The sequence below is a fragment of the Pontibacter sp. E15-1 genome (assembly GCF_022601975.1).
Classification (GTDB): Bacteria; Bacteroidota; Bacteroidia; order Cytophagales; family Hymenobacteraceae; genus Pontibacter.
The window spans coordinates 48,091-63,128 of the sequence record NZ_JAKVIR010000016.1 but is presented as its reverse complement, the minus strand read 5'-3'; the positions used below and the strand labels follow the sequence as shown (position 1 = coordinate 63,128).

Genomic DNA, 15,038 nt, shown 5'->3' with positions numbered 1-15,038 from the left:
GTTTTACCTGTCTTCGAAAGTGGCCAGCGCCTGCCAGCAATACCACTCCTGGCGCGGCAGGTGGAAAGGCCCTTTAAACAGGTTCCCCTTTATGGTAGACGACTGGCGGCCGTCGCGGTGCAGGTAGCCGAACCACTCGCCGTGCTCCTTGTCGTGGAAGTGGCTGTAGGCGTAGTCATGCACCTGCCGGTGCCAGTCGGCATACTTTTGCTTGCCCGTCATCAGATAGGCCAGCAACGTGGCGATAATGGCCTCATTTTGCGGCCACCAGAACTTCATGTCGTGCCAATATTCCTGCACCGGCTTGCCATGCACATCCCGGAAGTATAAGATACCGCCATGCTCCTTATCCCAGCCCCGCTCCCACATGTAGTCGAGTATGCGGCAGCCGAGGTCTATCAGGTGGGGGTCATTGTTCCGGTATTTTGCCTCATGGAGTATAAACCAGGCACCTTCAATGGCATGGCCGGGGTTCAGGGTGCGGCCGTCGAAGTGGTCGATGAGGCTGCCGTCGGGCGCCACCTGCTCCATCACGCAGCGGATGTCGTCCTTCACAAAATCGCGTTCTATCTCCGCAATCCACTTGGCAATCCAGGCGTCGCACCGCCCGTCGCCGATGGTGTCGCGCAGCTGCTGGGCCGTGTTGATCATGATCATGGGCACACCGATGCCCTTGGCCGGACGCACACCGGTAAACTTGGGCTCCAGCAGGCCGGGCGTGGTGGCATACTCCAGGCACTTGCCAAAAAGCCTCCGCGCCTCCTCTGCAATCTCCGCGTCGCCGCTGGCTTTGGCGTAGGCGGCAAAGGCGATGACGGCGAACGTCTCGGAGAAGAAATAGCGGCGCTTGCGGATGGGCTTGCCCTCGCGCGTCATGTGGAAGAACATGCGCCCGTCCTCATCGAAGCAATGCTGGCGCAGGAAGTCGATGCCTTTTTTGGCCCCCGCGAGCCATTCGGGCTTTTGTTCCACCGTGTTGTACAGGGTTGCCAGCAACCAGGCGGCGCGTGCCTGTATCCAGACGGCCTTGTCGTCGTCGAGCAGGCTGCCGTCCGCGTCGCGCATCAACAGGTAGCCGCCGTGTTCTTCATCTATGGCGCGCGGAAACCAAAAAGGCACCGTGTCCTGGAGCAGCTGCTTTTTGTAAAAATCTCTGTAGTGGGTTAGCATTTCGGTATGGTTCGTTCCCATGTATGAAAGGGGTTATCTTATCGTTCTGTGATGGTAAAGCTGCTAAAGGTAGCGGCAGGCAAGTTTGCCTTGTTGACTAAATTGGCGGTGGTATAGGGCTGCCAGGCATAGCGCACATACTTCGGCTCGGGCACCCTCCCCGACCATACCCTCACTTTGCTGCCGCTGACTACGGCCTTCGCCTTGCTGAAAACCAAATCGCTTCCCGCCACCTCAAACCCGCGCAGGGCCTGCCCATCGCTTGCCCGCATGCCCTTACTGTGCGCGAAGCTGCAGACGGCCCGGTTGCCCTTTATGCGTGCTCTCTGAAACAGAGGGCCACTATAGGGGACTTGCCTGCCATAGGTGCGGGCCAGCGCCCAGCCTGCCAGCCGTTCGCCCACCTGCCTTTTTTGCCTCGGGTGCACGTCCAGTGAGTCGCCAAGGTCAGTTGAGACCGCCATGCCAGCGTTGGGTATCTGCTGGAGCAATTGGCGCTGACTATCCCGGAAATACGGCCAGCTGGGGCGGTTTATGCCAGACAGTTGCACGTAGTAAAACGGAAACGCATACCCCCACTGCTCTCTCCAGCTTTGCACCAGCGTTTTAAACAGCGTTTCGTGTAGTTCGCTGTTGTGGGTGTTGCTTTCGCCCTGGTACCAGATCACGCCTTTGATGGGAAAGCCCGTCAAAGGCGCGACGCCTGCCTCAAAGCTGTACGCGGGTTGGTACGGGTGGCGCTGTTTCGGCAGGGTGGCGTTGCCGAGGTTTCTGGAGGCCCGCTCGCGCACCCAGGGCATCAGGAAATCGGAGTCTCGCCAGCCGTGCAGCATACCCACCAGCTGCGGATGGCGCTCAAGGGTATAGCGGTCTATCCACGACTCGGTGCCGGATCCGCCGACAGCCACCTGTATCAGCCCCACGGGCACGCCAAGCCGCTCCTGCAGCCTTTTCCCGAAATAATAGGCCACGGCCGAGAAATCTTTCGCTGTAGCGGAGTCGCCGCGCTGCCAGGTGCCGGAAAAATACTGCAGCTGGTTAACCTTTTGCAGCGTGGCGGAATCCCAGGCGATGTCCGCTGTCTCGGCCATGGGCTTCATCTGCAGCAGACGGATCGTGGAGGCCTGCTGCGCCGCCACTAACTCCGGCCCTGTGTGCACGGCCTGCCGCAACGGGAACGCCATATTCGACTGCCCCGCACACAGCCATACCTCCCCCACCAGCACATCGCTGATGCTGATGCTTGTGTCCTGCGTGGAAACCTCCATCCGAAAAGGCCCTCCCGCCTTCAGGGCCGGAAGCATGACTGCCCATTTCCCGTTGGCACCGGCGGTGGCCGTTCCCCGCTCGCTTCCGAAGCTTACGGTTACCTCCTGCCCGGCGTCGGCTATGCCATAAACCGGCAGGGGCACTTTTTGCTGCAGCACCATGTGGTCAGCATACACCGGGGCCAGTTGCAGGCCGCCATACTTGCCGGTAATGGACGTATAGACCGTGGCAGCGAGTATAGCCGCACCCTCTTTGGTCGGATGCAGCTCATCCGGGAACAGATCAGGGCGATGGTACAGCGGCGTGTGCAGGTCAATCAGCTCCACCCTCCTGCCTTCGGCAATAAAGGGGATGAGTGCCTGTATCTGCCAGAACCACTCGCGGGTACCCGAGGCAAAGCGCGGGTGACCTGAGAAAATGGGCGTGAGCCGGCAAATGAGAATGCGCACCTGGGGGTTTACGGCCCGCAGGGTGTCGATCAGATGGCCATAGTCGGCAGCAAACGCATCGCGGTAGTTTGGCCAGTTGCGGGGGTCGGTGTCGTTCAGCCCCAGATGGATGACGGCAATGTCCGGCCTGTAGGCCAGCGCCTCTTTATACTGCTGCGTGCTGGCATAAGGGCGGTGCCCCTCACGCAGCAGCGTGGCACCGCTCTGCCCGAAATTGGCCACTTCATACCCCGGCCCGAGTAGCGCTTGCAACTGCGCGGGGTATGCGTACTCCTCCCGGTTTTCGATGCCATACCCATACGTAACCGAGTTGCCGATGCAGGCCACCTTACCCCTGGACGCGCTTTGGCCCATAGCCGGAAACACAGCGGGTAGGGCGAGGCAGAGAAGAAGTATAAAGCGCATCATAGCGGCAAAAACGGGCGGCATGGGTTCGTTAATGGATCACCTCCTGCACCGGTATGCGCACAAAGTACAGCTCGCGCACACCCTCATACAGCATCCCGAGCGTTTTGTCGTCTATCCTGGTCAGGGCAGAATACCCAAAGGCACCCCGCTCATCCACCAGCAGTTGGTTGGCAGGCTGCCATGTCTCGCCCAGGTCTGTGCTGGCTTTCAGGGTGATGTTGTAGCGGCCGGAGAAGGTGGCCGGGTTGCTGAAGAACAGCACCTCCCGCTCCCCGCCTTTTGTGCCCACATTGGCTTTAATGAAGCTGCCCATGCACACCGGGTCGGGCAGCGCGCTATAGGAGGTATGATGCTCTACCCAGGTCTGGCCCAGGTCGGTGGTGGTGGCCACAGAGCGGAAGCGCCCACGGTTGTCGCGCATGTTCAGCATCAGGGTGCCGGGGGTGGTTTCCACCACCTGGCTCTCGGTCGTGTTCGCCTTGGCCCCGGTGCCGCTCTCCCAACTGGCGCCATGGTCCTTGCTGTAGATGACGGAGGAGTGCGGCATGCCGTTCTCATCCCAATACTGCGAGGGGAAAACCAGCGTGCCGTTCTGCATGGCGATGCCGTTGCCGGGCCCGTTGAAGTAAATGCGCCATTCCGGGTCCTTGATCTGCCTGGTAATGCTGGAAGGCTCCGACCAGGTCTTGCCGTCGTCGGAGCTGCTCACCAGCACAAACTGCCCTGTCTCGTCGGGCGAGAGGCCGGGCCTGGAGCCGGCGATGGAGCGGTTGCCCTTGCTCCAGAGTGCTGCCACCCAAAGCTTTTTGGTGACAGGGTCGAAGAGCACAGCGGGGTCGCCTACGCCATTGTTCTCATGCGGCGGGCCCATGTCCATGATAATGCGCATCGGCTCCCAGGTTTGGCCACCGTCGGTGCTACGGCTCATGCCCACATCAATGTTGCCGGGCAGGTCGGCGGAGTTGTCGTAGCGGATGTCGTAGACGGCGATCAGCGTACCCTTGTCGGTGGTGGCGATGCCGGGGATGCGGTAGGTATGCGCCCCGTCGTCGCCGACCCTGCGCAGGGCAATACCGATGCGCTTGGCATACGCCGAGCCGTCTTCCGCCACCGGGTATACCTTGCCGGAGGCCGTGGCCAGCTGGGTAACGTGCAGCGCTACCTTATGGTCGAGGTTGGCCGCCTCCTTCAGCGTGGCGCTAATCCAGAAGTAATGCTTCCCAGGATTCAGGTGCATGTTCAACGGCACCTCCAGCTCCTCCGAAGCAGGCCTGAGCGTGTGGACCAGTTTTTCTTTTTTAAACAGGGGCTCCGCGCCGGTAAAGTACACCTCCAGCTTCTCCACATCGTGCAGGGCGGTGGCGTTGAGGCGGGCTTTTATGCTTTGCACGCTTACCTGCCCATGCTTTGCCGGCACGTATACCGTCACGCGCAGCAGCGGGTTCGTCTCTACCCCTTTCAGTATCGGCATGGCCGGTGCCGTGCTGCTTACACGGATACCATCTGTGGGCGCTGCGGTGCTTACCTTTCGGGAGCAGCCAGCGCTGCAGGCCAGCGCCAGAGACAGGCAACACAGAATAATCTTAACTTTCGTCATGATGCTTTATACTTGGTACTGCTGATTATTTTATAGGTGCGTTTCTGAGGCATGCAGGCTGTTTTCTACTTCTTTTTATACCTGGCCAGGCTGCGCTTACGCCTCTTTCCCTTTCGGTTTCAATTACTTTGTTGCTACTCAAGACACTTTCTCCCCTATCTTACTTTGGCGTTGCGGCGACTGGCCTCCATACACCGTCAACCCCTCGTTTTGCCGCTCCTGCCCGCCAAACAGCAGGCTCAACAAATACCCAAACACCACGCAGGACATGAGCCCCGTGAAAGCGTAAAGCAGGAAGCTGACGGACGTATACTGGCTAATGTAGAACTGCACCAATCCGCTTAGCAAAAGCCCGCCAATCGCTCCCCTGGCATTTGCCCTTTCCGTGAAGATGCCCAACACAAACAAGCCACCTAGGCCTCCGGTGAACAAGCCTAATATCAGATTAAACTGATCCCACAAGGAGGACACCCCCGACTGTGCCAGCACCAGCGCCAGCACCGTGCCCACCACCCCGATAGCCAGCGTCAGGAGCTTGGCGGTGCGCAGGTAATTCCTGTCAAGCTGGTTCGGAGAGAACTTCCTGTAGAAATCAGTGATCAACGCAGTCGTAACAGAGTTCAGGCTGCTGCTGAGCGTAGACATGGCCGCGGCAAATATTGCCGCGATCAGGAGACCGGTGATGCCGGGGGGCAGCTCCGTGACAATATACCACGGGAAAATAGAGTCCTGGCTCTGCAACTGGTAGTTCACCTTCTCGGGGTGCTCTTTGAAGAAGAGGTACAGCAGCGTGCCGATAGAGAAGAAAATGATGGCTGACGGCAGCACCATCCAGGCTCCCAGGCGCATGCTCTTCTTGGCGGTAGCCTCGTCTTTTGTGGTGATAAAGCGCTGCACCACCGACTGGTCGGCCCCGTAAGAGATCACGTTGATAGCCACGCCCCCCAATATCACCACCCACAGGGTAGGCTCGCTGAAGTTGAATGAGGCATTGATGATATCCAGCTTATCGTTCTGCTGGATCGTTCGCCAGATCGCAGACGCATCTCCCTCCAACTGAAGCGGGATCATGATGAGGCATACCAGCGCGCCGCCCATCAGGATCACCACCTGGGCCACATCAGTCCAGATCACGGCCTCTATACCCCCTTTCATGGTATAGAAAATCGTGATAGCCCCCATCAACACGATGCACAGGTTCACGTTTATACCTGTCACCAACGTTAGCGCCAGGCTCGGCAGCAGCAGCACAATAGCCAGCCTTCCCAACTGCAGCATAATGTACAAAAGCGAAGCCATGGCCCGGGCAACATAATTAAAGCGCATCTCCAGGTACTCGTAGGCAGAGGTAATCTGCAGCCTGCGGTAAAAGGGGATGAAGTAGTTTGTGATGATGGGCAGCACCAGGAGGATTGTTAGCTGCAGCAGAAAGTAGCTCCAGTTGGTGGCGTAGGTCTTTGCAGGGATTGCCATGAAAGTGATGGCGCTCAGCTGCGTACCGTATATACTCAAGCCAGCCGCCCAACCCGGTATGCGCTGCCCGCCCCGAAAGTAATCGTCGGTCGTGTCCTGGTGCCGGGAGGTCCACATGCCAATGCCCACCATCAGCAGCAGGTATAGGACCACCACCACGTAATCGAGCCAGGCAAAGTAATGCTGGGGCGTGAGGCTGCCCTTCAGCACCTCGGGCGTGCGCACCCCCGGCTTTATTTCTCCGGAAGGAATTAAGATATCATCGCCCCAGCGCGTGGCAAAGGTGGTAACGGGCGCGTAAGGCAGGGTGCCGGTTTTGGTCCAGGCGTCGGTAATGGTGTTGTAGAGGTAGATGTCCTTGCTGAAGCCTGCGTGCCGGGTCTGTAGCCGCAGCCGCTCCGCCTCCAGTTTTTGCTTTTCGGCTTCGTCGGTGGTGCGGGCAATGGCTGCGTTGTGCTGCTCTATCTGCGTGAAAACATCGCCTTTGTCTCCCCCGAAAATCAGGATATAGTTGGCTCCGGCTACCGCTCCGGTTGCCGCTGAAAGCGGCGTCTCGTGCCCCTTGCCGTCGGAGATGTTGCTAAGCTGTGTCCATGTATTCTTCTTCGGGTCGTATCGAAAGGTGGCCCCATACAGCGCACTCACCCCCGAGGCAGTCCTCGCCCGGCCGCCAATCAGGTATAAAGCCGGATACTCGCCGTTAGACTGCACGAGCGCCACCGCGTGCGACAGCGCGGTTGGCACGTCCGGCAGTCTAACCCAGCCCCCCGCTTGGTTTGAGAGGTCCAGGCGATAGAACCCGCTGGAGACGCGGCCTGTCGTCTCGCCGCCAACCACGAACACCTGGTTATCGATCACTGCGGCAGCGGCATTGGCGAGCGGCAAGGGCAACGGGGGCAGCGCTTCTATGGCTACTTGTTTTGATGCAGGGTCCCACTGCAGGCGCTGCACGGTGTGCTGTAGGCCCTGCGCGTTTTCGCCGCCTATACTGATAACGCCCTGTGCCATGCTCACATTGGCACTGTAAGCCAGCGGCTGCGGCAGCCGAAAGGTTTTGTCGTGCCAGGTATACTTGCCGCTCTCATCCCGCAGCAGCACAAAAACATCCTGCCCAAACTTCTTTTTGCCCCCTTCCCAGGGTTTCCCCTCCGGGAAGTTGGCCCCTCCGGCCACCAGCAGCGCGCTGTTGTGCACGCCACCCAGCGGGCCAGCCAGCCCCGGCTGCACTGCCTGGCCAGACGCGCCAGGCAAGGTGGCGGCAACTGACCACGCGATGCTGTTGGGTTTGTCGTGCTGGGCCTTTCCAAGGGTAATGGCGCAGAGAATCAGAAGTATGGTCAGGGTATTTTTCATCAGGCTGTGTTAGGCATGTTCCAACGCTGGGGTACGGGAACAGAAGTCATCAAATCCAAGCGCCGCAACATCCTTCGTAAAAGACTGGAACTGCGCCGTGCTCATGTTGCGAACCGGCAGGCGGAACTCCCCGCAGTCGAGGCCAATCAGCCTCATGTAGGCTTTGCCCGTGGCGATGCCGCCATACTTGCCCAGGAGGCGAATCATGTCGATAGACTGTTGCTGCAGGCGCTGGGCCTTCTCCAGGTCCCCTTCGTTAAAAGCGCCAATCAGCCCTGTGTAAAGCGGCGCGGCATAGTTATAGGTGCTGCCTACTCCCCCCTTCGCGCCCAGCACCAGTGCCGACAGCAGGTTCTCGTCGCGGCCCCACAGCATGTCATAGGTGCCGTTGCCGAAGCGAAGGCAAGAGAGGAAGTCCATGAAGTCCTCATGGGTATACTTGATACCAACGAAGTTAGGGATATCCCCCACCTCCTGCAACAGGTCTATCATGGCGAAGCCCACCCCCGTGAGGACAGGGATGTGATAGTAGTAAAAGGGCATCTGCGGCACGGCGTCCGCCACGGCCTTGCAGCACTGGGCAAGCAGCTGCACGCTGGCAGGCTTAAAATAGGATGGCCCCGTGAATGAAACCGCGTACAGGTTTATACGTTGGGCATGCTGCGCAAGCGCTATGGCATCCTGCAGGCAGGTGCCGCCCACCAGCGTAATCACCTTAAAGTCGGGATCGCCCATTGTTGCGTCTGCCCAGGCGCTGGCCACGCTTTTTTTCTCCTCCATTGTCAGCGAGACGCCCTCGCCTGTAGAGCCGCAGATAAACGCCCCTGTATTTCCGTTTGTTTTCAGCAGGCTGTAATAGGCCGGAACCAGCTCCAGGTGCAGACTGCCGTCGGGGTGCATGGGCGTGAAAGGAGCGGCGATAAGCCCGTGTAAGTGTTCTATTTTCATTGAAGTATCTATAATGTTCGAGATGACATGCAGGTGTCAGAATTATACGCTGCGTCTACAAAATCCACACCCTGCATCAGTAAGCCTAAAACGCCTGCGCGCTAATGCGGTGTGAAGCAACTCTCCTGACCAGGCGCTGGCTTTTCTATTGTGCTGAAGGGGCACCAGCCATGACCGAGGCACAAAGCTGGGCCCTTTCAGCAAAACAGAAGAGGTATTCATGTAGTGTTTTAGTGTCTGGCGGATTAGTATCCGGGCGTCTGTTCCAGTTTCGGGTCAGCGTTGAGCATGCCTACCGTAATCGGCAGCAGGAACTTATACTCCTGCCCAGGTGCCAGGTATACCGGGTCCACGTACGCGAAGACCCACGCATCGCCTGCTCTTCGGAGCGACCACCAGCGCTTGCCCTCACCAATAAACTCGCGCAAGTCCTCCTCCAGTATGGCGCGCATGTTTTCCTGCTGGCTGCCGTTCTGGTAAGGTATGAAATCGCTGCCATAAGCTCGTTCCCGTATCAGGTTGATTTCTGTGGAAGGATCCAGGCCCTGCTTTGTCTTGGCCTCGGCCAGGAGCAGCAGCACATCAGCGAAGCGGTAAATCGGAAAGTCCACGTCGTACAGCTGCGCCCCGGCATCCTGTCGGCCCACAAACTTGGTGAGCAGCACACCGGCTATCGGGAACGTTGGCGGCGCGTTGCGGTACATGATCTCGTAAGACGCCGCGATGCGCTCGTCCTCGGGGTCACGCAGCTTCTCGATCATGGCCGCCGACAAACCCACCCGGCTCGCGCCCGACACGTAGGGGTATACATCCGACACGGGCTTCGGGTCTGTGAACGGGTCCAGCAACAGCGTGCTGGCCTGGGTGGTGTTTACCCGGAAGCTTGAGTACACGCCCGTCGTCGCCTCGTCCTTCTCGTAACTGATGGCAAAAATGATCTCAGGGTTGCTGACCTCCTTTGTTGAGTTGAAGATGTCGGCGTAGTTCGCCGCCAGCCCCAGCCCACCGATAGTGGTTACCTCCTCCAGGGCCTGCTGCGCCGATGCAAAATCGGCTGCCCCACCGCCCATGTGCGTGCCCGACCAGATGTTTGCATCACCCTTGAGCGTAAGCGTGGCCGTGCGGCTCCAATAAATATGCTTGGAGGTGCCCGTAAAGCTGGCGCTCAAGGTATTATCGCCGTTGAACAAGGCCAGCGACTGCTCAACATCCGCTTTCACCTGTGCCATCACAGCCGCAGGGGTGGCCCGCTCGCGGTAAAGGTCGGGCAGGCTGCCCACCTCCGTCACGGGCTCCGTGGTTAGGGGCACGCCGCCCCAGGTCTTCAGCATGGTATAGTATACATAGGCGCGCATACCGTGCAACTCGGCCAGCACCCTGTTGCGCTGGTCTTCGGGCACCGGGGTCTGCGGAAACAGTTTAATGGCCGTGTTGATCTTGTCCAGCAGGCTGTAGAACCCTGCCCAGTTGCCGGCGGGCACGTTATTGGCACTGAGGTTGTGCGTGTAGTAGTTCCGGAAGCCGCCGTCCTCCGACTCCGTGAACAGACCATCAGCCCAAATTTCGGAGCGCATCTCACCCAGCGAGAACAAGGTGCCGTGGTAGGAGCGGAAGGAGCCGTACACGCCATAGTAGAGCGTCATGGCCGCGTTCGGGTCCGAAAGGATCAGGTCCCGGTTAAGGGAGGTCTGCGGCTGCACCTCATCCAGCTGGTCGCTACAGCCTGTTGTGCCGAGCGCAAGCGTGAGCCCCAGTGCGTATTTTATAGTTGACAGGTATCGTTTCATATCTGTTTTTTGAGTTAAGCCTTGATTAAAGTGTCACGTTTAAGCCAGTGGTGACGGTGCGCGGCAACGGGAAGCGGCCCACATCGTTGCCCCCCACCTCAGGGAAGGTGCCGCTATACCCAGTAAAGTACACCAGGTTGGTGCCGGTAACATGCAGGCGCAACCCCTTTATCTTGTCGCGGAGCACGTTCTGCAGAAATGCCTGCGGTATCTGGTAGCCCAGCGTAATCTCCCGCAGGGCCAGGTAGTCGCCTTTCTCGTAGAAGTTGGCAAACGAGTTGGTGCGCCCCCCAGCATCCTGGAAGTAGTTACGGCCATAGTTGGCCCAGTAATAGCGGGGTAGCGTGCCGTTGGGGTTGTCGGGGTGCCAGGTGTTGGTCACGTCCACCGGCCCGTTCTGCGAGCCCTGCACCTGCGACAACCCTCTCAGCTTGGCCTGGTTCAGTACCATGTGCCCAAGGGCGAAGTCAAGCTGGGAGTAGAGGGTAAAGCCTTTCCAGCCGAAGTTGGTGGAAAAGCCGCCCTGCACGGTTGGGATAGTCCGGCCCACAAAAACCCGGTCGCGGAAGTCGATAGTATCGTTCTGGTCCAGGTCGCGCCAGCGGGCGTCGCCCAGCAGCTTCACCGTTTTGTCGCGGTAGGGCAGGTACTCGTTGTAGAGGTCTGTGTCTGTCTCCAGCTCGGCGTCCGTTAGGTATAAGCCGTCGTAAATCGGCGCCCAAATCTCATCCAGCCCTATGCGCTTGCCCTCCTGCAGGCCCGCCACGTACACCAGCTTGCCGCTGGCAGGGTCATACACCTGTGTAGCCCCTTGCCTGTTGTTTTCCAGGCCATTGTCGGGCAGCTCCTTGGCGTAGTTTTTCACGTGGAAGAAGTTTGCGCTCACATCCCAGCTAAAGCCGCCGGGGTTTGTTGGCCGGATCACGCTGGCCCGAACCTCCAGCTCCACGCCACGGTTCTGCAGCTGGCCCAGATTGGTCGTAAAACTGCCGTAGCCCGTCCAGCTGGGTATGTCCAGGGAGGTGATCTTGTCGTAGATGTCGCGGATAAAATAGTCGCCTATAAAGGCAATCCGGTTGTCGAGCAGCCCCAAGTCCAGACCAAAGTTTAGCGAGGAGGCCCGCTCCCACTTCAAGGCGGTGTTGACCAGGAAGTTCGGCGCAAACCCTGCGTTACCGCCATAAATGCCGGTGCCGCCGTAAGTGGCCGCCGTGGCAAAATCATCAAGGGGGTCTATACTTCCGTTCTGGCCCCAGCTTACGCGCGGCTTAATGGTTGTGATATAGTCGCTAAGAAATGAGTTGCTGAAGAAAGTTTCGTTATGCAGGTTCCAGCCCGCCGAGATACCGGGAAACAGGCCATACCGGTTGTCAGCCAGGCGTGAGGTGCCATCGTAGCGCAGGTTCACGTTTAGCAGGTAGCGCGCGTCGTAGTCGTAGGTCACCCGGCCAATGCCCGACACCAGGCGGTTCCAGGAGTAGAAACCCGAGTAGGGAATGCCCACCGCTTCTGTGGAAGCCGACAGGTAGGGTATAAAGTCGGTGGAGGCACCGCGGGCAGCGGCGCTATACTGCGAGAAGCGGCCTTCAAAAAACTCCCCGCCGCCCAGCAAACTCACCGTGTGCTTACCAAAGGTGTTATCGTACTGCAGAAACGCGTTGTAGGAGTGCTGGTTGGCCTGCGGTAGCGAAAAAGAGGCGTTTCTGGTGGAGACCACAGCGCCGCCGGTGCCGTTTTGATAGGCCTTGGTAAAGCTCTCGCGGGTGGAGTAACGCATAAAGCCAGAGGCCGAAGCCAGGAGCTTTAACGTGGGCAGGATGCTATACTTCAGGTTCAGGCTGCCTGAGTAGCGCTGCTCCTCGTTTTTGTTGATGAACTTGTCGCGCAGATACTGCGGATTGCCCAGGGTACCGCCGTCCACACCGGGCAGAATCTCTCCTGTTTCGTCGTGGATAAAACGGGCGGTTGGCGCAATACCGCCAAAGCGCTGAATCAATCCTCCCGTAAGGCCACCGTCGCCATCCGCCGTGAGGTATGAGGGCGCGTTCTTGTCGTTGTAGGCCGACAGGCTCAGGCTCACCTTAAAATCCTCGTTCACGTCCAGGTCACCGTTAAAATTCAGGTTATAGCGCTTGAGCGAAGAGCCCAGCACGATGCCCACGTCTTTTACAGTGCCCAGCCCCAGCGAGAACGTGCCCTTGTCGCCGCCCCCGGAGAAGTTGAGGTAGTGCTCCTGGAGGGTGCTCTCTTGCAGGATCATGTCCTCCAGCTCTTTCTGCGAGGTCGATAGGTATAGGATGCTGTCTGTCTGCCCGGGGTTGAACGGGTTTCTGTCCACCAGCAGATTCCAGCGCGGGTCGCGCAGCAATTGGCGGTTGTTGTCTGTAACCAGCTGCGTGGAGTACTTGCCGCTGGGCGAGGTCCAGGCAGGGCTCAGGGCCCAGCCCCAGGAGCCCGTCAGCTGGTTGCGCGTGTTGTTTGCCTCAGCCGTGTTGCCGTCGGCCAGAGCCGCCTCATACCTGCTGCCCAGCCCCCTTCTGTTCCAGAGGATATAGTCCGCAGCACTCATATAATCTATTGAATTTCTGCGCACGTAGTTCTGGGCATGTTTCAAACTGTAGGTTACCTGCGAGCGGCCTTTTATACCCTTTTTGGTCGTGATCAGGATAACGCCGTTGGCTGCCCTCGCTCCGTAGATAGCGGTGGATGCGGCATCCTTGAGCACGTTGATCGTTTCGATGTCCTCTGAGTTGATGCCGTACAGAGAGGGGAAAATCACCCCATCCACAATCACCAGCGGAGAACCCTGCCCGCTGAAGCTGGTACCGCCCCGAAACGTGATATTCGGCGTGGCCCCGGGCTGACCGGTGGTTTGCTGCACCCGCAGGCCCGTTACGGTGCCCTGCAGCGCCGTGGCCACGTTGGTGCGCGGCGCCGACTTCAGCACCTGCTCATCCACAGTCGACACCGCGCCGGAAAGCGTTGCCCTGCTCTGCGTGCCATAGCCCACCACTACCACTTCCTGCAGCTTAGCCGTCGCGGACTCCAGCGTAACCTCCATTGGCGCTGTGGCGCTTTCTACCGGCACGGTGCGCGGCTCAAATCCAAGGTACCGCACAACCAACAAGTCCCCAACGGAGGCTTGAAGCACAAACTTCCCATCCACGTCCGTCTGGGTACCCCTGTCAGTACCCTTTACGTTTAGACTAACGCCAATCAGCGGCTGTTTGTCATCGGATGAGATCACGCGCCCGCTTATTGTGGTTAGCTGCGCGTACAGATGAGGGCTCAGGAGCATGCCCAGCCCCAACAGGAAAAACCGTAGTAAGTGTTTAACATTCATATGCTTAAATCTAATGTATTAAGTATGACATAATAAATGTATGGCTTTATTTTTACACTTTCAACCGTGTGAATCGTTTTTTTAAAAAAAATATGTTTTAAATTTGTATGGATTGGCAGGATCGGGTTATCCCAGCCCTATATAAGTTATACATAACTACTCCCTATGGACAAGTTCGCGGACAATATGAAGGCAGTGGATACCAGCTCGCTGGTGGACAGGGTAGAAAATAACTTACTTGAACTGCTGGTTCAGCAGAACCTCAAAGTCGGTGATGCCATACCCAAGGAAGTAGACTTGGCAAGCAGCCTGGGCGTGAGCCGCACAGTGATTCGGGAGGCCCTGCTGCGCCTCAGGATGGTGGGTTTGATTGAGTCTAAAAAGCACCGCGGCGCTGTGATCACCAGCCCTGACCTGCTTTCTCTGGTAGAGAAACGCATGATTCCGCAGGTGCTTGATGAGGCCACGCTACGGGAGGTGTTTGAGCTACGCCTGGTGCTGGAGATCGGAATGGCCGACTTTATAATGGAGCGTGTCACAAAACAGGATATTGAAGAGCTGCAGAAAATTGTGGCCGATGAGCCAGACCTCTCCGACTCGTTGCACTTTCAGATTCAGCACGAGATAAACTTCCATGGCAAACTCTATGAGATCTCCGGCAATACCACGCTGAGGAAGTTTCAGAAAATGCTCCTGCCGGTTTTTGAGCACGTGCACAGCAGCGGCCTTCTCAACAAGAAGGCTGTCGTGAAGAAGTTTGTCTCACACAAAGGTTTGGTGGACATCATCGAGCATGGCTCTGCTGAAATGCTTCGGAACGGGATGCGCAACCATCTGGAGAATCACTTTGCCAGAATTTTCAGTTAAAAGGCTAGGCTGAGGTGGCCCGATAGACAAGCGCATAAGTAGATTCCATCTGGCCCGCCTGTATAGCCCTCCACCGCTCCGCTCGGCCATAAATCCATACCCCCGGCCTGCGACTGTAACAGCATTTGCGACACGCCTGCCGGGACCTCCATGTTACAGGCTAGCTGGAAGGGTATGTATCCAGTAAATCAGCATAGAGGCAAAAGCCTATGGCTAGAATGCTGAAACATCCATAAACTGAGAAAAGCTGAAACTCAGGGCCACACAAACGTTTGCGCAGCATTACTACCTCGCACTCCGATCAGTTTTCCATATTTTCATCGAACCAAGAGCCAGGCTCCCTGCCATCTGAGGCATATATTCGAATCGTGCCT

At 58.1% G+C, this 15,038-nt stretch carries 8 protein-coding genes; 1 reads left to right on the top strand and 7 read right to left on the bottom strand.

The genetic code is table 11. The features are described 5' to 3' along the window. Positions 1 to 3: 3 nt before the first annotated feature. The 7 genes from MKJ04_RS12655 to MKJ04_RS12625 form a co-directional block, all read right to left on the bottom strand. Complete coding sequence (locus MKJ04_RS12655) at positions 4 to 1,191, bottom strand: AGE family epimerase/isomerase (RefSeq protein WP_241642012.1); 1,188 nt, start codon at positions 1,189 to 1,191, stop codon at positions 4 to 6. 17 nt (positions 1,192 to 1,208) lie between these two features. Then, positions 1,209 to 3,317 (bottom strand): GDSL-type esterase/lipase family protein, encoded by a 2,109-nt coding sequence (locus tag MKJ04_RS12650; RefSeq protein WP_241642011.1) that lies wholly within the window; start codon positions 3,315 to 3,317, stop codon positions 1,209 to 1,211. 7 nt (positions 3,318 to 3,324) lie between these two features. Then, positions 3,325 to 4,893: a sialidase family protein gene (locus MKJ04_RS12645; protein WP_241642010.1), complete on the bottom strand. Its 1,569-nt coding sequence runs from the start codon at positions 4,891 to 4,893 to the stop codon at positions 3,325 to 3,327. Between the two features lie 138 nt (positions 4,894 to 5,031). After that, on the bottom strand, positions 5,032 to 7,719 hold the full coding sequence (locus tag MKJ04_RS12640; protein ID WP_241642009.1) for a sodium:solute symporter family transporter: 2,688 nt from the start codon (positions 7,717 to 7,719) through the stop codon (positions 5,032 to 5,034). Between the two features lie 9 nt (positions 7,720 to 7,728). Then, a complete protein-coding gene (locus MKJ04_RS12635) occupies positions 7,729 to 8,667 on the bottom strand; it encodes a dihydrodipicolinate synthase family protein (protein ID WP_241642008.1) in 939 nt (312 codons plus the stop codon). Between the two features lie 245 nt (positions 8,668 to 8,912). Next, entirely contained in the window at positions 8,913 to 10,454 is a 1,542-nt protein-coding gene (locus tag MKJ04_RS12630; protein ID WP_241642007.1) for a RagB/SusD family nutrient uptake outer membrane protein, read from the bottom strand. A gap of 25 nt (positions 10,455 to 10,479) precedes the next feature. Next, a complete protein-coding gene (locus MKJ04_RS12625; RefSeq protein ID WP_241642006.1) occupies positions 10,480 to 13,797 on the bottom strand; it encodes a SusC/RagA family TonB-linked outer membrane protein in 3,318 nt (1,105 codons plus the stop codon). Between the two features lie 165 nt (positions 13,798 to 13,962). On the opposite strand from MKJ04_RS12625, the gene MKJ04_RS12620 reads away from it, so the two are divergent. Then, a complete protein-coding gene (locus MKJ04_RS12620; protein ID WP_241642005.1) occupies positions 13,963 to 14,664 on the top strand; it encodes a FadR/GntR family transcriptional regulator in 702 nt (233 codons plus the stop codon). Positions 14,665 to 15,038 lie beyond the last annotated feature (374 nt).

Bases quoted from the DNA above. Each gene is read 5' to 3' on its own strand.
- MKJ04_RS12655 (WP_241642012.1), bottom strand. From the start codon at position 1,191: ATGGGAACGAACCATACCGAAATGCTAACCCACTACAGAGATTTTTAC.
- MKJ04_RS12650 (WP_241642011.1), bottom strand. From the start codon at position 3,317: ATGCCGCCCGTTTTTGCCGCTATGATGCGCTTTATACTTCTTCTCTGC.
- MKJ04_RS12645 (WP_241642010.1), bottom strand. From the start codon at position 4,893: ATGACGAAAGTTAAGATTATTCTGTGTTGCCTGTCTCTGGCGCTGGCC.
- MKJ04_RS12640 (WP_241642009.1), bottom strand. From the start codon at position 7,719: ATGAAAAATACCCTGACCATACTTCTGATTCTCTGCGCCATTACCCTT.
- MKJ04_RS12635 (WP_241642008.1), bottom strand. From the start codon at position 8,667: ATGAAAATAGAACACTTACACGGGCTTATCGCCGCTCCTTTCACGCCC.
- MKJ04_RS12630 (WP_241642007.1), bottom strand. From the start codon at position 10,454: ATGAAACGATACCTGTCAACTATAAAATACGCACTGGGGCTCACGCTT.
- MKJ04_RS12625 (WP_241642006.1), bottom strand. From the start codon at position 13,797: ATGAATGTTAAACACTTACTACGGTTTTTCCTGTTGGGGCTGGGCATG.
- MKJ04_RS12620 (WP_241642005.1), top strand. From the start codon at position 13,963: ATGGACAAGTTCGCGGACAATATGAAGGCAGTGGATACCAGCTCGCTG.